Source organism: Kribbella pittospori (genome assembly GCF_004331465.1).
Lineage (GTDB): Bacteria > Actinomycetota > Actinomycetes > Propionibacteriales > Kribbellaceae > Kribbella > Kribbella pittospori.
Genome location: NZ_SJKB01000001.1, coordinates 1,249,616 through 1,271,225 on the forward strand (window position 1 = coordinate 1,249,616; position 21,610 = coordinate 1,271,225).

General features: G+C 69.1%; 20 protein-coding genes. 13 read left to right on the forward strand and 7 right to left on the reverse strand.

Translation table 11 applies throughout. From position 1 onward, the window contains the following. Positions 1-8: 8 nt before the first annotated feature. Positions 9-1,550 carry a PfkB family carbohydrate kinase gene (locus tag E0H73_RS05725; RefSeq protein WP_131352194.1) on the reverse strand — a complete coding sequence of 514 codons (1,542 nt, stop codon included), beginning with the start codon at positions 1,548-1,550 and terminating at the stop codon, positions 9-11. A gap of 292 nt (positions 1,551-1,842) precedes the next feature. Between E0H73_RS05725 and E0H73_RS05730 the strand changes: the two genes are divergently transcribed. After that, positions 1,843-2,517, forward strand: coding sequence for a class I SAM-dependent methyltransferase (locus E0H73_RS05730; RefSeq protein WP_131352197.1), 675 nt, complete (start codon positions 1,843-1,845; stop codon positions 2,515-2,517). 162 nt (positions 2,518-2,679) lie between these two features. Next, complete coding sequence (locus E0H73_RS05735; protein WP_131352200.1) at positions 2,680-3,117, forward strand: DUF805 domain-containing protein; 438 nt, start codon at positions 2,680-2,682, stop codon at positions 3,115-3,117. A 57-nt stretch (positions 3,118-3,174) separates the two neighbouring features. On the opposite strand, the gene E0H73_RS05740 is transcribed toward E0H73_RS05735, so the two are convergent. Then, positions 3,175-4,584 (reverse strand): TldD/PmbA family protein, encoded by a 1,410-nt coding sequence (locus tag E0H73_RS05740; RefSeq protein WP_131352203.1) that lies wholly within the window; start codon positions 4,582-4,584, stop codon positions 3,175-3,177. Then, positions 4,581-6,098, reverse strand: a complete 1,518-nt coding sequence (locus tag E0H73_RS05745; RefSeq protein WP_131352206.1) for a TldD/PmbA family protein — start codon at positions 6,096-6,098, stop codon at positions 4,581-4,583. The genes E0H73_RS05740 and E0H73_RS05745 overlap by 4 nt, the downstream gene beginning before the upstream one ends. Positions 6,099-6,458: 360 nt before the next feature. Here E0H73_RS05745 and E0H73_RS05750 point away from each other — a divergent pair, with 360 nt between their 5' ends. Genes E0H73_RS05750 through E0H73_RS05760 form a run of 3 tightly spaced genes read left to right on the forward strand, consistent with a single transcriptional unit; the run spans position 6,459 to position 8,407 of the window. Beyond that, positions 6,459-7,007, forward strand: a complete 549-nt coding sequence (locus tag E0H73_RS05750; protein ID WP_238163824.1) for an RNA polymerase sigma factor — start codon at positions 6,459-6,461, stop codon at positions 7,005-7,007. Continuing rightward, positions 7,004-7,678, forward strand: coding sequence for a hypothetical protein (locus E0H73_RS05755; protein ID WP_131352209.1), 675 nt, complete (start codon positions 7,004-7,006; stop codon positions 7,676-7,678). The genes E0H73_RS05750 and E0H73_RS05755 overlap by 4 nt, the downstream gene beginning before the upstream one ends. A gap of 51 nt (positions 7,679-7,729) precedes the next feature. Continuing rightward, the gene (locus E0H73_RS05760) at positions 7,730-8,407 is read left to right on the forward strand and encodes a hypothetical protein (protein WP_131352212.1); all 678 of its coding nucleotides are present in this window, start codon (positions 7,730-7,732) and stop codon (positions 8,405-8,407) included. Positions 8,408-8,409: 2 nt separating this feature from the next. Here E0H73_RS05760 and E0H73_RS05765 read toward each other — a convergent pair whose 3' ends face one another. Then, complete coding sequence (locus E0H73_RS05765) at positions 8,410-9,120, reverse strand: nucleotidyltransferase domain-containing protein (protein ID WP_131352215.1); 711 nt, start codon at positions 9,118-9,120, stop codon at positions 8,410-8,412. Next, positions 9,120-9,974, reverse strand: coding sequence for an alpha/beta fold hydrolase (locus E0H73_RS05770; protein ID WP_238163825.1), 855 nt, complete (start codon positions 9,972-9,974; stop codon positions 9,120-9,122). Before E0H73_RS05770 ends, E0H73_RS05765 begins: the two co-directional genes overlap by 1 nt. A 146-nt stretch (positions 9,975-10,120) precedes the next feature. Between E0H73_RS05770 and E0H73_RS05775 the strand changes: the two genes are divergently transcribed. The 5 genes from E0H73_RS05775 to E0H73_RS05795 are packed head-to-tail and all read left to right on the forward strand — an operon-like array spanning position 10,121 to position 15,698. Next, positions 10,121-11,050 carry an ABC transporter permease gene (locus E0H73_RS05775; RefSeq protein WP_131352218.1) on the forward strand — a complete coding sequence of 310 codons (930 nt, stop codon included), beginning with the start codon at positions 10,121-10,123 and terminating at the stop codon, positions 11,048-11,050. Further along, positions 11,050-12,048: an ABC transporter permease gene (locus E0H73_RS05780; RefSeq protein ID WP_131352221.1), complete on the forward strand. Its 999-nt coding sequence runs from the start codon at positions 11,050-11,052 to the stop codon at positions 12,046-12,048. Before E0H73_RS05775 ends, E0H73_RS05780 begins: the two co-directional genes overlap by 1 nt. Beyond that, on the forward strand, positions 12,041-13,039 hold the full coding sequence (locus E0H73_RS05785) for an ABC transporter ATP-binding protein (RefSeq protein ID WP_131352224.1): 999 nt from the start codon (positions 12,041-12,043) through the stop codon (positions 13,037-13,039). The genes E0H73_RS05780 and E0H73_RS05785 overlap by 8 nt, the downstream gene beginning before the upstream one ends. Then, positions 13,036-14,022, forward strand: coding sequence for an ABC transporter ATP-binding protein (locus tag E0H73_RS05790; RefSeq protein WP_131352227.1), 987 nt, complete (start codon positions 13,036-13,038; stop codon positions 14,020-14,022). The genes E0H73_RS05785 and E0H73_RS05790 overlap by 4 nt, the downstream gene beginning before the upstream one ends. Continuing rightward, positions 14,019-15,698, forward strand: a complete 1,680-nt coding sequence (locus E0H73_RS05795) for an ABC transporter substrate-binding protein (protein ID WP_131352230.1) — start codon at positions 14,019-14,021, stop codon at positions 15,696-15,698. The genes E0H73_RS05790 and E0H73_RS05795 overlap by 4 nt, the downstream gene beginning before the upstream one ends. Positions 15,699-15,702: 4 nt before the next feature. Here E0H73_RS05795 and E0H73_RS05800 read toward each other — a convergent pair whose 3' ends face one another. Next, positions 15,703-16,200, reverse strand: a complete 498-nt coding sequence (locus E0H73_RS05800; protein WP_131352233.1) for a phosphatase domain-containing protein — start codon at positions 16,198-16,200, stop codon at positions 15,703-15,705. Further along, positions 16,193-16,750, reverse strand: coding sequence for a GNAT family N-acetyltransferase (locus E0H73_RS05805; protein ID WP_238163826.1), 558 nt, complete (start codon positions 16,748-16,750; stop codon positions 16,193-16,195). Before E0H73_RS05805 ends, E0H73_RS05800 begins: the two co-directional genes overlap by 8 nt. A 40-nt stretch (positions 16,751-16,790) precedes the next feature. Here E0H73_RS05805 and E0H73_RS05810 point away from each other — a divergent pair, with 40 nt between their 5' ends. From E0H73_RS05810 to E0H73_RS05820, 3 genes are all read left to right on the forward strand, one after another. Then, positions 16,791-17,612, forward strand: coding sequence for an oxidoreductase (locus E0H73_RS05810; protein ID WP_131352237.1), 822 nt, complete (start codon positions 16,791-16,793; stop codon positions 17,610-17,612). Between the two features lie 86 nt (positions 17,613-17,698). Then, positions 17,699-18,829, forward strand: coding sequence for a metallophosphoesterase family protein (locus E0H73_RS05815; RefSeq protein WP_131352240.1), 1,131 nt, complete (start codon positions 17,699-17,701; stop codon positions 18,827-18,829). Then, positions 18,826-21,600, forward strand: a complete 2,775-nt coding sequence (locus tag E0H73_RS05820; protein ID WP_131352243.1) for an AAA family ATPase — start codon at positions 18,826-18,828, stop codon at positions 21,598-21,600. Before E0H73_RS05815 ends, E0H73_RS05820 begins: the two co-directional genes overlap by 4 nt. Positions 21,601-21,610 lie beyond the last annotated feature (10 nt).

Consider the following 21,610-nt stretch of genomic DNA (forward strand, 5'->3'; position numbering starts at 1 on the left):
CAGCAGGATCAGTTGGCCGCCCCGCCGTTCATCGAGAACGGGAATCTGGCCAGCAGCGCGTCGATGCGCTGGCGGTCGGGCATGGAGTTGGTGAGGGGGAAGTCGGCGGTGGCGCACGACATCGCGGCGGTGGCCCAGAGCGCGACCGCCGCGGAGAACTTGCCGTCGTTGTCGACGAGTTTGGCGGCCAGTGCGGCGCAGAAGGCGTCGCGCGCGGCTGAGGACTCCTTGTAGATCGACGGGATGGTCGGCACGCTCAGTACGTCGTGGGCCGCGCCGGAGTAGACCGTGCAGCCGCCGTTGACGAGCACGCACAGCGCCTCCACCCCGAAGGCGAGCAGGTTCCGCGCGACCGGGTCGGGGTCGAACGGTGCCTGGCCCTGGGCTGCGAAATGGCCGAGCTCCCACGGATGCGCGACCAGGTAGTCGATCCGCAGGAACGTGTCGCGCGAGATGCGCTCGTCGACGTAGGGCTGGCCCGGAGTCACGATCACCAGTGGCCGGTTGAGCGGGTCCGAGTGCGCGAGAGCCAGCGATTGCTGCATCGTCTCGCGCGGGACCTCGAACGTCGTCAGCAGTACGTCGCAGCCGGCCAGGTGGTCGCGGTGGTCGTCGAGATCCTCGGGGGACAGGAAGACCTGCTTCTCGTTCCGCCAGTTGACCGCGATGCTGTCGCCGAGTTCCTTCTCGAAGACTCCGGTGAACGGCGTACGGCGGCCGCGGATGCGCTTGACGAGGGACGTGTCGACGCCCTCGTCGTGCAGGTACTGGAGGATCTCCTCGCCGAAGCGGTCGTCGGTCACCGCCGCGATCAGAGAGGTTCGGAGCCCGAGGCGGGCCGCCGCGACGGCCTGAGTCAGACCTTTGCCGCCGGGGGAGAGGTCGAAGCCGTAGGCCTCGCTCGACGTCTCCGGTTCCGGCAGCGTCTTGGTCCGGAACGTCGCGTCCATCACCGCACCGCCGACCACGATCACGCGCCCGGCCGGCGCGGCGTCGGCGGCCGGGGCTGCGTCGAGCATGGTGATGGTCTTCGAGCCGACCGAGTAGATCGCCCGGCGGATCAGCTGGTTCGCGAGTTCGCGCAGTACGGCGGGCTCCGTCGTACCGCGCAGTGAGCGGTCGCTCGGGGCTTCGCCTGGTTGCTGGCCGAGTGCCTGGTGCAGGCGGTGCCAGTTGTTCAGCAACGCCTCGCGACGGGGACCGAGAGAGGGGTTGTAGAGCGACCGGGTGACGCGCTCCTCGATGCCGGCCTCGGCGTACGTCGTGGTGTGGACGCCGAGGGCGAGGATCGCGTCGGCGACGATCTGCGTGGTGCCCTTGAGGTCGTCCCGGACGCAGTTGATGACCAGCTCGCGCGCCGCCCGGGCGCGGTCGAGCTCATGCACGGACGCGAACCTGCGGGTCGCCGGCAGCTCCAGCAGCGGCGCCGTCGTACCCGACTCGCCGGCCTTCAGCCGGGCGATGGTCAGGCCGTCGTGGGTGCGGAGCTTCTCGAGCACGCTGGCAAGCAGCAGCACGTCAGCCGTCTGCTTGTCGCTGCGATTCGTCATCCGGCCCCCGGGTCGTGAATATCCTCGAACCAAGTATGCGGACCGGGGGGCCAGGGTGGAAACCGGCTGCGCGCGTCGGGTCACGCCCGGGCCGCGCCGGTCACGAAGAGTGTCCGGATCCGGCGGCCACGGACGCCCGCGCTCCACCGCCGGCTGTCGTTGCCGTCAGCAAATAATCTGGCGTGGCGATGGATGAGGCCGGACCGCTGGACTGGGGGCCGGACCTGGTTGTGACGTAGGCTGCTGCGGTCTGCCGGTTGTCCAGACCGGCGAGACGACCACGGGGAGCAAGATGAAGACTGGGCATGTCGAGCTCGCGAGAGCTCAGCAGGAGCGTTGGCAGCGGGCCTACCTGCATCATCCGCAGCTGCACGGTTCGGAGCCGTCCGCGGCGGCGCAGTGGGCCGCGGAGGTGTTCGGTGCCGCAGGCATCGATGACGTCCTGGAGCTCGGTGCCGGGCACGGCCGGGACGCGTTCTTCCTGGCCAGACAGGGATTCAGCGTGCACGCGACGGACTTCAGCGAGTCCGCGCTCGACCAGTTGCGGCTGGAAGCACAGCGTGAGGGCCTCGACGACCGCGTCACCGCCGCGCTGCACGACGTACGCGATCCGCTGCCGCCCGCCGACGCCACCGTCAACGCGGTGTTCGCGAACCTGCTGCTGAACATGGCCTTCTCCCGCGCCGAACTGCGCTCTCTGGTGTCCGAGATCTACCGCGTCCTGTGCCCGGGCGGACTCTTCGTGTACGCCGTGTGGTCGGCCGACGACCCGTGTGCGGGCCACTGGCAAGAACTCGAGGAAGGCCTGGCCGTGCACGATGGATTCGTCGGCCGGTTCTTCGACCAGCCGTTGATCCAGGAACTGGCCGACCGCTGGCGGCTCGACGACGAGACGCCGTACGACGAAGGCCCGCGGCCGTTGCGGATGTGGCGGGTCACGCTGGCGAAACCCGAGCAGGAAACCTGAAGCCGGCTCTAACAGTTGGCCGGTTCCGGATAGGTGACGTTGGCGGCGGCAACGGCGTGCCAGGTTGCGGTGTGGTCACCATACGGAAAAGTTGCATTGACGGACCCGGTTGGTTCCGACAGGCTCTGTCCGCGTCTCACCTTCGACCATCGGAGATCAGCAATGCAGTGGTTCATCGACGTCATCACGAAACGGTATGCGCAGTTCAATGGGCGTGCCCGGCGCAAAGAGTTCTGGATGTACGTTCTCTTCTACATCATCGGGTCGATCATCGTCGGCATCCTCGACCGGATCCTCGGCCTGGACTTCGAGAACGGTGGAGTCCGCAGCGGCGGCTGGCTGTCGACGATCTACGGCCTGGCGCTGCTGATCCCGACGATCGCCGTCGCGGTCCGGCGCATGCACGACAAGGACCGCAGCGGCTGGTGGGTGCTGATCTGGCTCATCCCCTGCATCGGGTGGATCTGGTTCATCATCTGGCAGGCACAGGAGGGCACGATCGGTGACAACCGGTTCGGTCCGGACCCGAAGGCGGCCGAGCGCGGCCAGGGCTTCGGCCAGCCGGGCGGGCCGGCCGAGCCGGGATACCCGACGGTCTGACCTTCAACGCACAACGCCCCGCGAACCCGAGGAGGGTTCGCGGGGCGTTGCGCTGTGTCAGCTGGCCTGGCTGACGCTCGACATGTTGAAGTCGGGCACCAGCAGCGGCGGGGTCGCGGTCCGTGAGAAGTAGTCGCCCCACTCGCGCGAGAACGACGGAACTGTTGCCCCAGCGGCGCTGAACCGGGCGAGCAGGTCGACCGGGCTCTCGTTGAAGCGGAAGTTGTTCACGGCACCGGTCACCTCGCCGTTCTCGACCAGGTAGACGCCGTCGCGGGTCAGGCCGGTGAGCAGCGACGTCTGCGGATCGACCATCCGGATGTACCAGAGGCAGGTGAGCAGCAAGCCATGCTCGACCCCGGCGACCAGGTCGTCGGTCGACCCGGAAGCGCCATCCACGGACAGCACGTAGTTGTCGATGCCGGGCGACGCGGCCGGTGTACCGATCAGGTCGGCCGTGTGCCGGCTGGTCATCAGGTGCTCGAGCTTGCCGCCGCGGATCCAATCGGTCGCGGACAGCGTGAGCCCGTTGTCGAACACACTGGACGCTCCGCCGGACGAGCGAGCCACTGCGAACGGGAAGGTCTCGAGGCCAGGCAGCTGCGGATCCGACAGTAGGTTGACCGGCTGTGTCGACAGCGCGTCGCCGATCCGCGTTCCACCGGACGGGGTGGAGAAGACGCTGCGGCCCTCGAACGCCTCCCGTCCGTCCAGTTGCCAGAACAGGTACGTCATCAAGTCGGCGACCGCGGCCGGCGGCAGGATCGTCGGGTGCCGGCCGGCGTCGACCGAAACGGTCCGCGACGCCCAGCCGAGTCGGCGGTTCAGCTCGGTGTCGAGCGCGAACGGGTCGATGTCGGCGAAGTCGCGGGTGGCCGCACCGACCCAGGCGGACTGGCTGAGGTCGCCGGACTTGCCCGTCTCCGACACGAATCCGCGAGGCAGCGCCTGCCGCAACCGCAGCCCGGCGGACGAGCCGAGGTAGAGGGTGGTGACCTCGTGGTCGGCGAAGCCGTAGAGCCAGCGGCTCTCCTTGCCGGCCCGCTTCAGCGTCTCACCGAGCGCCGGGGCGAACTTCTCGTAGACGCTGACCGACGTCTCCTCCGGCTCCGCGGCCCAGTCCGCCCCGGCGGTGCCGTCGACGAGCGGGCGGGCGTCCTCGGCCGGGCTGGAGGCACGGGCGGTGGTGACCGCCGCGGACACCAGATCGCCGAGCGACGCATCCGTGACCGACGACCGGCCGACGACGCCGGCCGCAGTACCCTCGCCGGCTCCGACCGTCGCGATCACGGTCACGCTGGAGCCGCGCATCGCGCCATTGGTGGTCAGCGTGTTGTTGGCCCAGCGCAGGTTGGCACTGGAGGTCTCGGCGACGATGACGACACAGCCGTCGGCGCCCTCGGCCGCGGCCAGGTCGAGCCCGCGCTCGATCGTGTCCTGCGGAGTGAGCTGAATGGCGGTCGTCACCGGCCGGCCTCCTGCGTGGTGTTGAGAATGCGGACGCTGCGGAACAAGGCCGACGGGCAGCCGTGGCTGACGGCACCGGACTGTCCGGGCTGCGCCTTGCCACAGTTGAGCGCACCGCCGAGGACGTACGTCTGCGGGCCGCCGACGGCCTCCATCGAGCCCCAGAAGTCGGTGGTGGTCGCCTGGTAGGCGACGTCGCGGAGCTGGCCGTCCAGCTTGCCGTCGGTGATCTTGTAGAACCGCTGACCGGTGAACTGGAAGTTGTACCGCTGCATGTCGATCGACCAGGACTTGTCGCCGACGATGTAGATGCCGTTCTTCACCCGGCTGATCAGCTCCTCGGTCGAGGGACCGTCAGGGGCCGGCTGCAACGACACGTTCGCCATCCGCTGGATGGGGATGTGCCCGGACGAGTCGGCGTACGCACAGCCGTTCGAACGTGGCGTACCGAGCAGGTCCTCGTTGACCTTGGCCATCCGGCGGTCGACCTGGTAGCCGACCAGGGTGCCGTCCTTGACCAGGTCCCACTGCTGGCCGGCGACACCCTCGTCGTCGTACCCGACCGTGGACAGGCCGTGCTCGGCGGTGCGGTCTCCGGTGACGTGCATGACCGGTGAGCCGTATTTCAGCGTGTTCAGCTTGTCGGTGGTGGCGAAGCTGGTGCCGGCGTAGTTGGCCTCGTACCCGAGCGCGCGGTCCAGCTCGGTGGCGTGGCCGATCGATTCGTGGATGGTGAGCCACAGGTTGCTCGGGTCGATCACCAGGTCGTAGCTGCCCGCCTCGACGGCCGGCGCGGTCATCTTCTCGGCCAGCCAACCGGGGATCTGGGCGAGCTCCGCATCCCAGTTCCAGCCGGTGCCGGTCAGGTACTCCCAGCCGCGGCCGGCTGGCGGCACGCAGCTCGACATCGAGTCGAACCGGCCGGTCTCGTTGTCCACCGCGTAGGCGGTGATGTCCGGGCCGATCCGGACCCGTTGCTGGGTGTACGACGTTCCCTCGGTGTTCGCGTAGAACTTGCACTCGTGGACCGAGGCGACGCGGACGCTGACGTGAGCGACGCCGTCGGCCTTCATCAGCCGGTCGCTGTAGTCGGTCAGCAGCGCGACCTTCTCGGCGCGCGGCACGCTGAACGGGTCGATCTCGTACGACGACACCCAGCTGACGTCGTCGTACACGGGCTCGTCGGCGAGCTCGATCGGCTCGGCGTTGATCGGCCGGGCGACCTGGGCCATGTTGACGGCCTGCTCGGCGACCTGGACCGCCTCGTCGGTGGTCAGCGCGACGCCGGCGGCGAAGCCCCAGGTGCCGTCGTGGATGACGCGGACCGCGAGACCGAGATCCTCGTCGTCGGAGGCACTCTCCAGCAGACTGTCGCGTAGCGCGATGGACTCGGACCGGATCCGCTCCAGCCGGAACTCGGCGAAGGTGGCGCCGAGGTCTCGGGCGCGCTGCAGCGCGGCCTCGGCGAGCTCGTGACGGGGAAGGGCGAGGAAGGACGCATCGACTTCTGGCACGTTCCCGACCTTATACACGGAACCAGACAATCTCCGGCGGTGTAGAGACACTGACACGAAACCGCCTCGCTCCGCTCGGCGGGTGAGGAGAAGAACCCTCGCTCCACTCGGGTGGTGAGGAGAAGCACCGCTCGGGTGGAGAGGAGACGCACCGCTCGGTGGTGACGAGGAGGAACCTCGCTCCGCTCGGGTGGTGAGGAGAAGCACCGCTCGGGTGGTGGGAAGAGGAACCTCGCTCTGCTCGGGTGGAGAGGAGAAGGACCGCTCGGGTGGTGAGGAGAAGCACCGCTCGGGTGGTGGGGAGAAGGAACCACGGGTGGGCCGGTGGTGTAGTCACACTGTCTGAAACTGACTGGAGGCGTGATCAGCCAGGGCGACGAGGCGGAGATTCTGGCTCGGGTGCGGGGTGGTGAGTCGGCCGCGTACGGCGAGCTGGTGCTGCGGCATGCCCCGGTGGCCAAACGTACGGCGGTCTTCCTCGGCGCCGGTGCGGACGCGGACGACGTGGTCCAGGAGGCGTTCGTGAAGGCGTACCGGGCTCTCGGAGGGTTCCGGGACGGCTCGGCGTTCCGGCCGTGGCTGCTGCGCATCGTCGCGAACGAGACGCGCAATGTGGTCCGGTCCCGGAGCCGCAGATCCCGTCGTGAGGAGCTGGCTGCGCCGCTGGACGTCGTACTGGACCCGGCCGAGCACGCAGTCACGCTGGAGCGGCGGCAGGAGCTGCTGACCGCTGTCCGTGCACTGCCCGACAACATGCGGCAGGTGGTGACCTGTCGCTACCTGTTGGACCTGGACGAGCAGGAGACGGCTGTGGTGCTCGGCTGGCCGCGCGGGACGGTCAAGTCCCGCCTGCACCGCGCACTCGGCCGGCTACGGACCGAACTCCCCGACAAGGAGGTGCAGCGATGAACTTGGACGACGAGCTACGGATCCTCGGACGTTCCGCCGTCGTACCTCCGGTGGACGAGGGGCTGACGGCCGCAGTGCTGTCCCGGGTGGCCGGCGTACCTGTGAAGAGGCGGCTGCGAGATCGCTGGCGTGCGTTCCTGGCCGGGTTCCTCATTCTGATCGCGGGTGCTGCGCTCACGCCGCCGGTCCGTGCAACGGTGGCGGAGTGGTTGAACATCGGGGGAGTGCAGGCTCGTCCGGTCGGCACCGGCCCGACTAGTGCGCCCCCAGCGCCCGGAGTCAACGGCGAGCTGTCGTTGGAGGAGGCAGAGCGGATCGCGGGGTTCAAGCCGGCGCTGCCGCAATCGCTCGGCGCTCCCAAGGGTGTTGAGGCATCAAAGGGCTTCGTGGCGATCAGCTGGGAGAGTGGGATCCGGCTGGAGCAGTTCCAGGCCGAGGTGTCACCGCTGTACCTGAAGAAGTACTACGACAGCCTGGAGTACGTGCCGGACCTCAACGGCTACTGGTTCAAGACCCCGCATGAGCTCGTGCTGGGGGACGAGCACGGCGTGGAGCAACGTGTACGCGTGGCCGGTCCCACTCTGGTCTGGGTGAATAACGGTGTGACGTTCCGGCTCGAAGGAGCGCCCGACAAGACCAGAGCGGTCGAGTTGGCTCGCGGAACCTCCTAGCTACCGGCGGTGTAACAGGGGTGAATCCTCGTCTTTCCAGGGAGAGCCGCCATGGTCCGCCGTACGCTCGCACTGCTAGCCGCCGTGATCGCTGTCGCCGCTGCCGGAGCCGCACCCGCAGACGCAGGCGGTCCGACCAGCGTCCTGCTCAGCGCCCCACCGCGAGTGACAGCGGTCGGCTACGACGACCGTGCCTACGAAGAGCTCCAGCGGCTGACGCAGGTCGCCGGATCGAAGCCGGCGGTAGGGGATGAGCGGCATGACGCCGGTGCGTTCATCCGCGCCGCCTGGATGATCCACGACATGTCCGTCTGGCGGCTCGACATCATCTACCCGGACGTGGAGGGCGGACCGTGGATCGCCACGACCGAGACGCTCGACGGTAAGACGATGCCGGCCCAACCCACCTGGCACACCTCGCCCGACCCGGCCGCACTGCTGAAACTGCTCGGCTCCCTCAAGCTGCTGCCCAGCCAGCAGGAGCAACCAGGGTCGTACGGCGGCCCGACCAGCATGAACTGGAACCTCGAACCGGCCCCCGCCCCGGCGGCCGAGCCCGTTCCGACCACCGCGCCGGCGGCACCCCCACAGGCCCAGACCGCGTCGACCGGCGTCCTCACCGGCTGGCGCTGGATCATCCCCGGCGTCCTGATCGGCGCACTGGTCGCAGTACTCGCTGTCCGCCTGCTGCCGAAGCGCCGCGACTGGCAACTGATCGACGCCGAGTAGAGCTAGGGCGTGCTCCCGGACAGCTCGAAGCCGCTGAACAGTCGCCCGCCGTACGGCTGCAGGATCCGGTCGACCTCCTCGACGAGACGGTCGTCCTCCGCCCGGACCCCGTCCATCAGCGCCGTCGCGTGGTCGGTGCCGTGCGACTCGTCGTACGCCATCACCTCGCGCAGCAGCCCTTTGCCGGTGCCGGACCACTGACCGGCGCCGGTGAGGAGGAGGCGGGCGGCATCCTGCCACAGCACCGAGCAGATAGCGGTGCGGATGTTGCCGGAGGCATCGGCCAGGTCGTCCAAGAGGTTGGTGATCATGTAGCGCAGCAGCTCGAGCTCGTCGGCGCTCAGCGGGGCCGGACCGGCCGCCACCTCGGCGACGTAGGCTTGCTGCAACCGCGCACCCGAGCCATCGGTGTCGAGCAGTACGACGGACTCGCCGACAAGCCGCGCCATGGTCGGCTGTCTGCGCTGCTGGTCCTTGCCGGAGTAGAACGCGATCGACTTCTCCGTGTGCACGAACAGCTCCACCGGCCAGCCGCCGTACTCCAGCGACTTCCGCAGTGGCGCGGGTGGTCCGTCGAGAAGCACGGTGATGTCCAGGTCGGACGTCGGGGAGGCGTCGCCACGTGCCACGCTCCCGCCCAGCCATGCTGCGCGGGCCTCCGGGAACTGTTCGACCACCAACCGCCGAGCGGTCTCCGCCGCCTTCTCGTCCATCAGGACAGTTTCAACCACTGCAGCAGGTCGCGATACGCATTTACCGGCTGGATGTGGCCGCCGGTGTAGGGCATGGGCTCGGCATGGGGGATCGCCGCGGTGAGGAGGTCGGCGTACTTGCGGGCGCGGTCGTCGGCGGAGCCGAACCAGATGCTGGTGGGGACGCGGACGTCGTCCAGGCTGAAACCCCAGTCGTTCGCGAACGCAATGTTGTCGTCGACCCAGCCGTCGTGGCTGGTGACGAACGTCGCCGTGAGCCGAGCCATTGCCTCCGGATCGTCCCGCGCCGGCACCAAAGGCGTGGGGTAGTGCGGATCGGGCGGGACCTCCGGTCCGCCGGCCTCCACGCCCGCCATGATGCTCCGGGCAGCCTCCTCGATCGACGGCCGGACGTACTCCTCGCCGCGTGCCGCCAGCCACGACGTGCGGTTCCGCCGCGGATCCTCGTCGTCTGCAGAAGGTTCAGGGCCGTCCACAAGCGGCGGTGTGATTCCGCCGATCACCGCGCAGCGCGTGACGCGGTCGGACAGGAGCGCAGCACACGCCAACGCATGCGGGCCACCGCCTGATCCGCCAGTGATCGCGAACCGCTCCCACCCGAGTACGTCGGCCAACGCGGTCACGTCCTCCACCACGTCGGCCACTGTCCGCCCCGGCTGACGCGTCGACCCGCCGTACCCCGGCCGATCGGGAACGACCAGATGTACGCCGCACTCCTCGGCAGCCCGTACGACGTCCGGCCGCTTCCACCGCGTGCTCGGCGACCCGCCCTGCGACATCACCGGCACCCCATCGATATCGCCGTACACGCTGTAGTTGAGCACTCGTTCGCCGACCGTCAGTTGCTTGTCCACGGTGCGGAGAGTAGCCGGTCGGGTGTCGCGCACAGACGCCGAGGAGATCCAGTGGGATTCTCGGGATTCGGGATGGAACTGCGATGGTGGAAGACTTCGGCCTACCGTCTCCCGGCTGGGATTGTTCGACGTTGTCAGGAGTGCCTGTGAGTTCCTCGGTGGCCGCGGCCGTCTCGCCGACCCGGCAAGCCCTGCGCCGGATCCGGAAGGATCGGAGTGCGCGGCTCGGAGTGGTGCTGGTCGTGCTGCTGGTGCTGATCGCGGCCGCGGCGCCCCTGCTGGTGAAGCTGTCCGGGCAGGATCCGTATACCTACCACCTCGACCTGCTCGACCCGGCCAACGGCAACGCGCCGAAGGGTGCGCTCGGCGGGGTGAGCAGCGAGCACTGGTTCGGCGTCGAACCACTGACCGGCCGGGACCTGTTCTCGATCGTGGTGCTCGGGCTGCGGACCTCGCTGACGATCGCGATCGTGGTCACCCTCGTCACCTCCGTCGTCGGTACCTTGGTCGGCATCAGCGCCGCCTACTTCGGCGGCTGGTACGACGCGGTCGCGTCCCGGCTGTTCGACTTCCTGTTCGGCTTCCCGCAGCTGGTCTTCATGATTGCCCTGGGCATCATCGTGCCCGCGGGCTTCCCGCGCTGGCTTCTGCTGATCCTGGTACTCAGCGTGTTCGGCTGGGCCAGCCTGGCCCGCCTGATCCGCAATCAGGCCAGATCGCTGGTCGCCCGCGAGTTCGTCGAGGCGGCCCGCAGCGTCGGCTCGTCCGGCTGGCACGTGATCACCCGCGAAATCCTGCCGAACCTGCTCGGCCCGGTCCTCGTGATCGCCACCCTGGCCATCCCCGGCTACATCGGTGCCGAGGCGGCGCTGTCGTTCCTTGGCGTCGGCGTACCACCGCCGACACCCAGCCTCGGCCGGTCCATCTCCGACTCGATCGCCTGGGTCTACACCGGCGCGGATCCCTGGTTCCTGTTCTTCCCGGGCGTCGCGCTGTTCGTCGCGGTGCTCGGCTTCACGCTGCTCGGCGACGGCGTCCGCGACGCGTTCGACGTCCGGTTGCGGAGGACGCACTGATGCCCGACCTCCTCTGGTTCGTGATCCGCCGCCTGTTCGCAGCCGCTGTGGTGATGCTTGCGCTGAGCCTCGCCGTCTACCTGGTCTTCTACGCGATCCCGGCCGATCCGGCCCACCTCGCCTGTGGCAAGCCGTGTACGCCGGACCGCCTCGAGCAGGCCCGGCACTTCATGCAGCTGGATCAGAGCGTCATCCAGCAGTACCTGAGCTTCCTCAAGGGCATCTTCGCCGGCCGCACTTTCGGTGACGGTGCGGCGGCTGTGCACTGCAACGCACCGTGCTTCGGCTACTCGTTCCCGCTGGCCCGGCCGGTCAGCACGCTGATCCTCGACCGGCTGCCGATCACGGCGTCGATCGCGATCGGCGCGGCCATCCTCTGGCTGCTGCTCGGGGTGTCGCTCGGCGTGGTCGCCGCGCTCAACCGGGGACGCCTGCTCGACCGGTTGTCCGTCGGGGTCGCGCTGGCCGGAGTGTCGACGCCGTCGTTCCTGCTCGGGCTGCTGGCGATCCTGGTGTTCGGGTTCTGGCTGAACATGGTCCCGGTGAACGGCTACGTCCCGTTCACCGAGAGCCCGGTCGACTGGGCCTGGCATCTGATCACGCCCTGGCTCGTGCTCGCGGTCATCCAGGCGGCGGCGTACATCCGCCTGACCCGTGCGCAGATGCTCGAGGAGCTGAACCTCGACTACATCACCACAGCACGGGCCAAAGGCGCCGGCGAGGGTCGCGTGGTCGTCACTCACGGGCTGCGCGGCGTCCTGGTGCCGATCATCACACTCTTCGGTCTGGACCTCGGGGTGCTGCTCGGTGGCGCGATCCTGACCGAGAAGGTGTTCAGCATGCAGGGGCTCGGCGACCTCCTGATCAGCGCGGTCCAGCAGTTGGACGTGGCCGTGGTCGTCGGCGTCACGCTGTTCTCGGCCTTCCTGATCATCCTGGCGAATCTGGTGGTGGACATAGTGCACGGTGTGCTCGACCCGAGGGTGAGCCATGACTGAGCCGGTACTGGAGGTACACGACCTGCACGTCACGTTCACGACCGAGGGCGGTCTCGTCCCGGCCGTCGACGGCATCGACTTCTCGGTCGCGCCCGGCGAAACGCTCGCGATCGTCGGCGAGTCCGGCTCCGGCAAGAGCGTCAGCTCCGCCGCCGTGATGGGGCTGCTGCCGTCCAACGCCGCCACCACCGGTGAGGTGCTGCTGGACGGCCGGGAACTGATCGGCCTGCCGAACGACGAGCTGCGCAAGATCCGCGGCAACGACATCGCGCTGGTGTTCCAGGACGCGCTGTCCGCACTGAATCCGTACTACAGCGTCGGCTGGCAGGTCGCCGAGGCGTACCGGCTGCACCACGACGTGTCGAAGAAGGTGGCCAACCGGCGAGCGGTCGAGATGCTGGACAAGGTTGGCATCCCGGACGCGGCCCGGCGGGCGGACAGCTATCCGCACGAGTTTTCCGGGGGAATGCGGCAGCGGGTCGTGATTGCTATGGCTCTGGTGAACGACCCGAGAGTGCTGATCGCGGACGAACCGACGACAGCACTCGACGTGACCGTGCAGGCACAGATCATGCGCCTCCTGGACGACGTCCAGGAGGAGTTCGGTACTGCGCTCGTCCTGATCTCGCACGACCTCGGAGTGGTCGCGGAGATCGCCGACGACGTTCTGGTCATGTACGCCGGTCGTGCGGCCGAGCGGGGCACGGTCCGCGACCTGTTCTACCGGGCGGCGCACCCGTACAGCCTGGGTCTGCTCGGTGCGATGCCGCGGGTCGACGTACCCCCGAAGCCGCGGTTGACCACGATCCCCGGTACCCCGCCGTCGCCCGGCTCGATCAAGACCGGGTGCCCGTTCCAGCCGCGATGCGCGTACACCCACCTGGTCGGCGAACGCTGCATCACCGAACGCCCCGAGCTCACGCCCCGGCCCGGCGAGGGCGATCACGAGGCCGCCTGCCACCTCGGGCGCCGCCCGGAGGTGATCGCATGAGCCAAGAGCTGCTCCACCTCAAGAACGTCCGGAAGTACTTCGGTCTCCGCGGCGTGCCGTGGCGTGAAGCCCAGGCGGTCAAGGCCGTCGACGGCGTGAACTTCGTCGTCCGCAAAGGTGAGACGGTCGGCCTGGTCGGCGAGTCCGGATCCGGCAAGTCAACCCTGGCCCGCGTGGCGACCCGGCTCCTGGACCCGACCGAGGGCACTGTCGAGATCGGCGGTGCGGACGTCACCAGGGTCCGCGGCCGAAAGCTCCGGCCGGTCCGCCGCAAGATCCAGATGGTGTTCCAGGACCCGCAAGCGTCACTGAACCCGCGGCAGTCGGTCGGCACCATCCTGAGTACGCCGTTCCGCGCCCAGGGGATCCGGCCGACCAGAGCCCAGCTCGTTGAGTTGCTCCACCAGGTCGGGCTGTCCGAGGAGCACCTCGAGCGCTACCCGCATGAGTTCTCCGGCGGCCAGCGGCAGCGGATCGGGATCGCGCGGGCGCTGTCGGTGAAGCCCGATCTGCTCGTCTGCGACGAGCCCGTCTCCGCCCTCGACGTGTCGGTGCAGGCCCAGGTGCTGAACCTGCTCGCCGACCTTCGCGACGAGCTCGGCCTGTCCTATGTGCTGGTCGCCCATGACCTGGCCGTCGTACGTCAGGTAGCGAGCCGGCTGGCGGTCATGTACCTCGGCACGATCGTCGAGGAGGGTCCGGCCGACCAGGTGTACTCGTCGCCGGCCCACCCCTACACGAAGGCCCTGCTGTCCGCGGTCCCGGTGCCCGAGCCGGGGGTAGAGCGGGACCGGATCGTGCTGACCGGCGACGTCCCGACGCCGATCGCGCCTCCGTCGGGCTGCCCGTTCCGGACCCGCTGCTACAAGGTCCAGGACGTGTGCGCCACCGAACGGCCCGTGCTCGAACCCGTCCAGGGGAGCACGGAACACCGGGCCGCCTGCTACTTCCCTGAGCCCCCACCTCCTGAGAGGACACGATGAAACACCTAACCCGAACGGTCGCGCTGACGGCCGCGTTGGTGCTGGCCGCGGCCGCCTGCAACGCCAACGACAAGACCGCCACCGGCGGCAGCACCGCGGTCGCGGAGCAGGGCGGCACCTGGCACGTGCTCACCACGAGCAAGGAGGTCAACCTCGACCCGGCCAAGAGCCAGAACCTGGGGATCAGCACGATCCACCTGGTACTGCGCGGCCTGACCTCGTGGAAGACCGAGGAGGGCAAGGGGGCGCAACTGGTTCCCGACCTGGCCACCGACACCGGCAAGGTCTCCGACGGCGGCAAGACCTGGACCTACAAGCTGAAGCCTGGTCTGAAGTACGCCGACGGATCGCCGATCGTTGCCGCCGACATCAAGTACGGCATCGAGCGGTCGTTCGCGCCGGAGCTGTCCGGTGGCCTCGGCTACCACAAGTCGCTGCTGGTCGGCGGGGACAAGTACACCGGTCCGTACAAGAGTGGCGACCTGGCCTCGGTCCAGACGCCGGACGACACCACGCTCATCTTCAAGCTGAACAAGCCGTTCGGCGACTGGCCCTGGATCGTCAGCATGCCGGCGTTCTCGCCGGTGCCGAAGAAGGCCGACACCGACCCGGCGCACTACGGTGAGAAGCCGGTCGCCAGCGGCCCGTACCAGGTGAAGTCGTACGCCCCGGGCTCGAAGCTCGAGCTGGAGCGCAACCCGGGCTGGGACAAGTCGACCGACCAGGCCCGCACCGGCCTTCCGGACTCCATCGTGTTCGAGATGGGTCTGCAGCCCGACGTGGTGAACCAGCGCCTGATCGCCGACGCCGGCGACGACAAGTTCGCGGCCACCACCGGCACCTCGGTCCCGGCCGCGCTGATCCCGACGGTGACCGGCAATCCGGCCGTCAAGGCCCGCGTCGCCACGTCGCCGTCCGGCGCCCTGCAGTACCTCGCGATGAACACCAAGCGCCCCGCGCTGTCGAACCCCGAGGTCCGCAAGGCGATCCAGTTCGCCGTCGACAAGCAGGCCGTCCAGGTCGCCGAGGGCGGTCCGGAGTACGGCGGTGAGCTCGCCACCACCCTGATCACGCCGGGCATCGACGGCTTCAACAAGTTCGACCTGTACCCGGCGCCGCCGCAGGGCGACCCGGAGAAGGCCAAGCAGATGCTCGCGGCCGCGGGCGTCAGCAACCTGACCCTGACGATGGTCGCCGACAATTCGACCGCGACCGGCCTCCCGGTGGCGCAGGCGATCCAGCAGGGCCTGAAGCGGGCCGGGATCACGGTCAAGCTCCTGCCCGGCCTCGACAGCGAGTCGCTGACCGACCTGATCACCGGGAACAAGCCGGACTTCGACCTGACCGTGTCCAGCTGGCTGCCGGACTTCCCGAGCGCGCTCGGCAACATCCAGCCGCTGTTCGCGTCGTCGGAGATCGGTAACGGCGGGTACAACATCTCCCGCTACTCCAACCCGGCGGTGGACTCCGCGATCGCGGCGGCGACGGCCGAGTCGGACCTGGGCAAGGCGGCCGGGATGTGGAGCGCGGTGGACAAGCAGATCATGCAGGACTCGCCGGTCGTGCCGCTGATCTACGCGCGCAACGCGTTCCTGCACGGGTCGAAGGTGCAGAACTTCTATCTGTCCGCCTACCCGCCGTACCCGAACCAGCTGATCGTTGGTCTGAGCAAGTAGGACCTCAGGTCCGTCCTTCGGACTCCTGAGCGTCGAAGAGGGTCGGCTGGGTCTCGGCATCGAGTCCCCAGTCGGCCCTCATCACCGTGTAGCCGGCCTTCTCCGCGGCCGCGCACACCTTGACGTCGTCGTCGACCAGGACGGCGACCGGGCGGTCCTCGGCCAGTCGTTTGAGCCGGCCGAGCTTCATCAGCACCGACGGCCGGCGGTCGGTGTTGCCGCGCATGTAGACCTTGCCGTCGGGGAAGCCGTTGTCCTTCAGCCACTTCAGCGTGTCCCGACGCAGCCGCTCGGGCCGGCCGGTGAGGTAGACGATCTCGTGCTCGGCGGCCAGCGTCGTGGCGACCGCGAGCCCCTCGTCCAGGACCGCGTCCTCCTTCGCGTGGGCGAAGAACGAGTCCCAGTCCTTCGGCCGCTTCGCCAGGAAGTGGATCCGCTCGCTGGTGTCGGACAGCGTCGCGTCGATGTCGAGTACGGCGTACGGCCGTTGGTCGTCAGGCACGTCGTCCAGCTTCCCAGGTCGGCCGATCGACGGCGTACTGCACCTCGCCGAACTCGGTCCCGGGCAGGGGATCGTCGAACACCTCGTGGTAGACGCGGACGAACCGCAGCCCGGACCGGCGCATCACCGCCCGGGACCGGTGATTGACGGCCATCGTGTCGGCGACTACGCGGTCCATCCCGAGCTCACCGAACGCCTTGTCGATGAGCGCCCTCGTCCCCTCGGTCGCGTACCCCTGACCCCATGCCGTCCGGTTCAGGCGATAGCCGACCCCCACCATCTTCGGCTCTCTCGTCGGCTGCATCCCGAACCACCCGATGAACGCACCGTCGGACTTGTGGTACGCCGCGAACGTTCCGAGCTCCCGGTGCTCGGCGTACACCTTCAGGAGCTGAGGCAGGACGACGTTCTCGATCTCCTCCCGCGGTGTCGGCTTCCCGGTCAGGAACCGCATCACCTCAGGGTCGGAATCCAGCCCGGTGAGCAGGTCGACGTCGTCAGCCGTGAACCGCCGTAACCACAGCCGCCCAGTCTCCAGGTACACATCCACCCCCGGATCGTAGAACCCTGCGGGTGACATTGTGGGGCGCATGGCGGACATCTGGTTGATCACCGGCGCGAACGCCGGATTCGGGCGAGCGTTGACCGAGGAGGCACTCGCGGCGGGTCACACCGTCGTCGCCGCGGTACGACGACCGGAAGCGATGGACCTCACCCACGAACGCCTGTCCGTGGTGAAGCTGGACATCACGGACACGGTCGCCATCCCGGGAGTCGTGGACGAGGTACTGCAGGAGCACGGGCGGATCGACGTACTGGTGAACAACGCCGGTCGGGGGATGGTCGGGGCTGCTGAGGAGACGACTGACGACGAGTTGCGCGGCCTGATGGAGCTGCACTTCTTCGGACCCGTCGCGTTGACTCGGGCGGTGTTGCCGTCGATGCGGGAGCGGGGGAGTGGCACGGTCGTTCAGTTGAGCAGTCAGGGTGGGCGGTTCGCGTTCCCCGGAGTGAGTGCGTACTGCGGTACGAAGTTCGCGTTGGAGGGCTGGTCGGAGGCGCTGGCCGCTGAGGTGAGGCCGTTCGGTGTGCGGGTGATGCTGGTTGAGCCGGGAGCCTTCCGTACGTCGTTCAACGAGCCGACCGCACTGCATGTGTCGGAGTTCAGTGACATCTACGCAGACTCTGTCGGTGCGGTGCGTTCGGCGCTTGAGGAAGCCAACGGCAAGCAACCCGGCGATCCGGTGCGGGCGGCGCAGGCGATCCTGACCGCTGTCGCCAACGCCGAGCCGCCGCTGCGCCTGCCGCTCGGGTCGGACGCGGTCGAGGCGCTGGCTGCGGTTTACAGCAACTCCCAGACCGAGCTGGCCACGTGGGAGACCCTCTCTCGGAGCGCCGACTTCCCGGACTGACCCCTGTCCGGAGTGTGGGCGGTGTGGGGGTTGGGGTGTGTTGGGTTGCGCGGTTGTCGGCGGGGCAGGTTAGCGTTCTCACCGCAATGGACGACTCGATCACGTTTCTGCACAGCTCGGACTGGCAGCTGGGGATGATGCGCCGGTTCCTGGGGCCGGACGGTCAAGCCCGGTGGGGGCAGGCCCGGCTGGATGCTGTCGCGCGGATCGGCGAGGTCGCCGCGGCCACCGCAGCGGCGTTCGTGGTCGTCACCGGCGACGTGTTCGAGCACAACCAGGTCGAGCGGCAGACCATCCTGCGTGCTTGCGAAGCGCTCAAGCGGATCCCGGTCCCGGTCGTCCTTCTGCCCGGCAACCACGACGCCCTCGAGCCCGGCTCGCTGTGGACGTCGGCCCAGTGGCAGGCCCATCAGCCCGAGCACGTGACCGTCCTGACCGGCACCGAGCCGCTGGAGATCGTGCCCGGGGTCGAGATCGTCGGCGCGCCGTGGCGTTCGCGCCGGCCGCTGTCCGATCCGGCCGCGCCCGGGTACGCCGACCTCACCCCGGTCGAGTCCGGTACGACGAGGATCCTGCTGGCGCACGGCCAACTGACCAGTCTCTCCGGCGGCATGTCCGACGTACCGACGATCGATCAGACCGCACTCGAGGCCGCGGTCGCGGACGGACGACTGCAGTACGCCGGCCTCGGGGACCGGCACTCGACGACGCGCGTGACCGATCGCATCTGGTTCTCCGGGACGCAGGAGGTCACGTCGCCCGAGGAGGACAACCCGGGCAACGTCCTCAAGGTGACCGTTGGCGGCGGCGAGATCGAGGTCGAGCCGGTGCGCGTCGGCGGCTGGCACATGGTCGACCATCGCGTCGAGCTGTTCGACGAGGAGTCGCTCACGGCCCTCGAGGACTGGTTCGCTGAGCTGCCGGAGAAGGAGCGGACGTACGTCCGGCTCGCCGGCGACGGTTCGCTGGCGCTGCCGCTGCTGAGCCGGCTGGACGCGATGATCGACGCGCAGGGCGAGGTGTTCGCGAGCGTCGAGCGCTGGGCAAAGTTCTGGACTGTGCGCCCCGCACCGGACGCGGCGGATCTGGACGCGTTGCAGTTGAGCGGTCCGGCGCGGGCCGCGATGGAGGAGTTGCGCCAGGCGCTGGCCGGTGGCGACGAGGGCGCAGGTGCGGCGCTGTCGTTGATGCACAGATTGGCGCGGGACGCGGGATGAGGCTGCTCAGCTTGGCGCTGCGGGACTTCCGTGGCGTCCGGGACCGCATTGTCCGGTTCCCCGCGCTCGGCACCACCGTGGTGGTCGGTGACAACGAGGTCGGCAAGTCCAGCCTGGTGGAGGCGTTCGGGCTGGTGTTCGACCTGCCGGACGACTCCAAGTCGACCCGGATCCGCGACATCCAGCCGGTCGGCCAGGACGTCGCGCCGGAGGTCACGGTCGAGCTGACCCTCGGCAACCGCGAGCTGAGCTACACCAAACGCTGGCTGAAGAACCGCTCCACCGAGCTGACCGTGGTCGAGTCCGACGGCCGCCGCCGGTCGTGGACCGGCCGGGAGGCCCACAACGAGGCCGAGCGACTCTTCCACCAGCACGTCGACCCGGTGCTGTGGCAGACGCTCATGGTGAGCCAGGGCCAGTCGTTGGTGCTGCCAACGCCGGCCGACGCGGAGCCCTTGATCACTGCGGTGACTGCGGAGTCGGGTACGCCGGTCGATGGCGCGTCGATGCCGCTGGTGACCGCGGTCGAGCACGAGTACCTCCGCTACTGGACCCGCGGTGGACGACCGACTGGTGACTTCGCCCGGTCCGAGAAGGCGGTCGCCGCGGCGGAGCTGACTGCGGCCCAGGCGCTGAAGGCGATGGAGGAGGTCCAGCAGGACATCCGCCGCGCAGAGCGGCTGACCCTCGATCTGCAGGACGTGACGGGCCGGCTCACTGACCACCTCACCTCGGTCGAGGAGCTGCGCGAACGGAAGAAGGCGACCGACGAGATCCTGCTCCGGCGCGACTCGGTCCGGCACCGCGCCGAGACCGCGCGCGCCCGGCTGGAGAACCACACCCGGACCCGGGTCGAACGCGAGCGGCTGCTCGACGAGGCCGAGCGCTTCACCAAGACCGATGCCGAGCTGGCCGAACGTCGTACCGATGCCGAGACGGTCGCCAGGACGGCAGTCGAGAGCGTCCACGCGGTTGAGGCGGCACTGGCCGAGGTGGTCGAGCTCAAGGACGCCCGGCGTACCGACGTCCAGGAGGCGGAGCGCCGGGTCTCCGAGTTGATGGACCGCGCCGAGCTGGACCGGCTGCTGGGTCAGCAAGCGGAGTTGGTCGACGTACGCGCCCGGATTGCCGCGGCCGGGACGGTCCTGGACCGGATCAAGGTCGACGACGCGCTCGTCGCCGCGTTGGAGTCCGCGCGCGCTGAGGTGGTCGAGGCTCGCGCCGCGCTGGCGGCCGGCGTCCCCGAGGTGTCGGTACGGCGTCTTGGCGCGGAGCCGGTCGAGCTGTCGGGGACCGGGTTGGACGGTGGTGCTCATGAGGTGCCGTCGGAGTTGGGCTTCGACGAGTCGGCCGAGGTCCTGGTGTCCGGTGAGCTGGTCGTCGGCGTACCGGGGCAGGTCGAGGTGACCGTTCGCGCCGGGGGCGAGGCGGCGACGCTGCGGTCGCGCGTCGACGAGGCCGTCCGGCGGGAGAAGGACCTGCTGAAGAAGGCCGGCGTCAAGGACGTTGCGGCTGCTCGGGAGTTGCTGCGGAAGGCCGATACCGCGACCGCCGAGCTCCACGAAGCCCGCCGGACCGAGCGGTCGCTGACGACCGGTGGGGATCCGGGGGAGCGGATCGCGGTGCTGACCGCGCGGCTCGGCGTGGGCGCGGACGACGACGCCGAGGCCGAGGAGAGCGGCGGCAAGCAGCCCGCGGTCGAGGGCGTGCCCGGGCAGATGTCGCTGTTCGAGGAGTTCGCGTCACCGCACGACACGCTCGACTTCGAGGACTTCGAGGTGCCGGTCAGCGCGCCGGATGATCTGGCCGGTGCACAGCGTGCGCTGGAAGAGGCCCGGGACGCGTTGGCCGAGGTCGAGCGGTTGCTCGGCGACGCGGAGTTCGCAGCGGCCCAGGCGCGGAAGGCGGCGGACGAGGACCGGTCGGAGGCGCAGCAGGCTCGGGCTCGGTCGGAGCTCGCGGGGGAACGGCTGGCGGCGGCGGTCGAGGCGTTGGAGGCTGCCCGGGCGCTGCTCGACGATGACGCTGTTTCTGCGGCTGAGGCCGAGGCGACTGGTGAGGTTGAGGCGGTGCTCGAGGAGCTGACCGCCGTACAGGAGCAGGCGGATGCGGCCGGGGCCGATCAGATCGCGGGTGAGTTGACCGACGCGTTGGCGGTAGCGGCGCGGATGCAGGGCGAGCGGGACACGTTGCGCGACGCATTGCGGACGACCGAGGGGCGGCTGGAGCAGTCGGGCCGGGATGGGTTGGCGACCCGGCGCGATCTGGCCGAGCTCGAGCTGGCCGGCGTACGGGCCGAGCACGACAGTCTGCAGTGGCGGGCCGAGGCGGCTCGCCGGGTCCACGAGACGCTGAGCCGGCACCGGGCCGAGGCACAGACGAAGTACTCCGAACCACTGCAGAGCCGGATCGAGTCACTCGGACGGAGTGTCTACGGGCCGTCGTTCCGGGTCTGGCTGGACGACGACCTGGCCGTCGCGGAGCGCGAGCTGGACGGCGCACGGCTGCCGGTCGAGGCGCTGTCGACGGGTGCTCAGGAGCAGTTGGCGATCATCACCCGGCTTGCGATCAGCCACCTGGTCAGCACCGGCGAGAGCAGCGTCCCGGTCATCTTCGACGACGCCCTCGGCTGGTCCGACAAGGCCCGCCTCCGCGACATGGGCGCCCTGCTCGGGCGTGCCGGCGACCACGGCCAGATCATCATCCTCACCTGCATGCCGGACCGCTACGAGTACGTGCCGAAGGCGACGTTCATCAAGCTCGACGCCTGATTGCGCGTGG

Excerpts from the sequence above, each read along its gene's own strand:
- E0H73_RS05810 (WP_131352237.1), top strand. The coding sequence starts at position 16,791 with ATGGCGGACATCTGGTTGATCACCGGCGCGAACGCCGGATTCGGGCGA.
- E0H73_RS05820 (WP_131352243.1), top strand. The coding sequence starts at position 18,826 with ATGAGGCTGCTCAGCTTGGCGCTGCGGGACTTCCGTGGCGTCCGGGAC.
- E0H73_RS05815 (WP_131352240.1), top strand. The coding sequence starts at position 17,699 with ATGGACGACTCGATCACGTTTCTGCACAGCTCGGACTGGCAGCTGGGG.
- E0H73_RS05790 (WP_131352227.1), top strand. The coding sequence starts at position 13,036 with ATGAGCCAAGAGCTGCTCCACCTCAAGAACGTCCGGAAGTACTTCGGT.
- E0H73_RS05765 (WP_131352215.1), bottom strand. The coding sequence starts at position 9,120 with ATGGACGAGAAGGCGGCGGAGACCGCTCGGCGGTTGGTGGTCGAACAG.
- E0H73_RS05755 (WP_131352209.1), top strand. The coding sequence starts at position 7,004 with ATGAACTTGGACGACGAGCTACGGATCCTCGGACGTTCCGCCGTCGTA.
- E0H73_RS05730 (WP_131352197.1), top strand. The coding sequence starts at position 1,843 with ATGAAGACTGGGCATGTCGAGCTCGCGAGAGCTCAGCAGGAGCGTTGG.
- E0H73_RS05785 (WP_131352224.1), top strand. The coding sequence starts at position 12,041 with ATGACTGAGCCGGTACTGGAGGTACACGACCTGCACGTCACGTTCACG.
- E0H73_RS05760 (WP_131352212.1), top strand. The coding sequence starts at position 7,730 with ATGGTCCGCCGTACGCTCGCACTGCTAGCCGCCGTGATCGCTGTCGCC.
- E0H73_RS05795 (WP_131352230.1), top strand. The coding sequence starts at position 14,019 with ATGAAACACCTAACCCGAACGGTCGCGCTGACGGCCGCGTTGGTGCTG.
- E0H73_RS05780 (WP_131352221.1), top strand. The coding sequence starts at position 11,050 with ATGCCCGACCTCCTCTGGTTCGTGATCCGCCGCCTGTTCGCAGCCGCT.
- E0H73_RS05735 (WP_131352200.1), top strand. The coding sequence starts at position 2,680 with ATGCAGTGGTTCATCGACGTCATCACGAAACGGTATGCGCAGTTCAAT.
- E0H73_RS05725 (WP_131352194.1), bottom strand. The coding sequence starts at position 1,550 with ATGACGAATCGCAGCGACAAGCAGACGGCTGACGTGCTGCTGCTTGCC.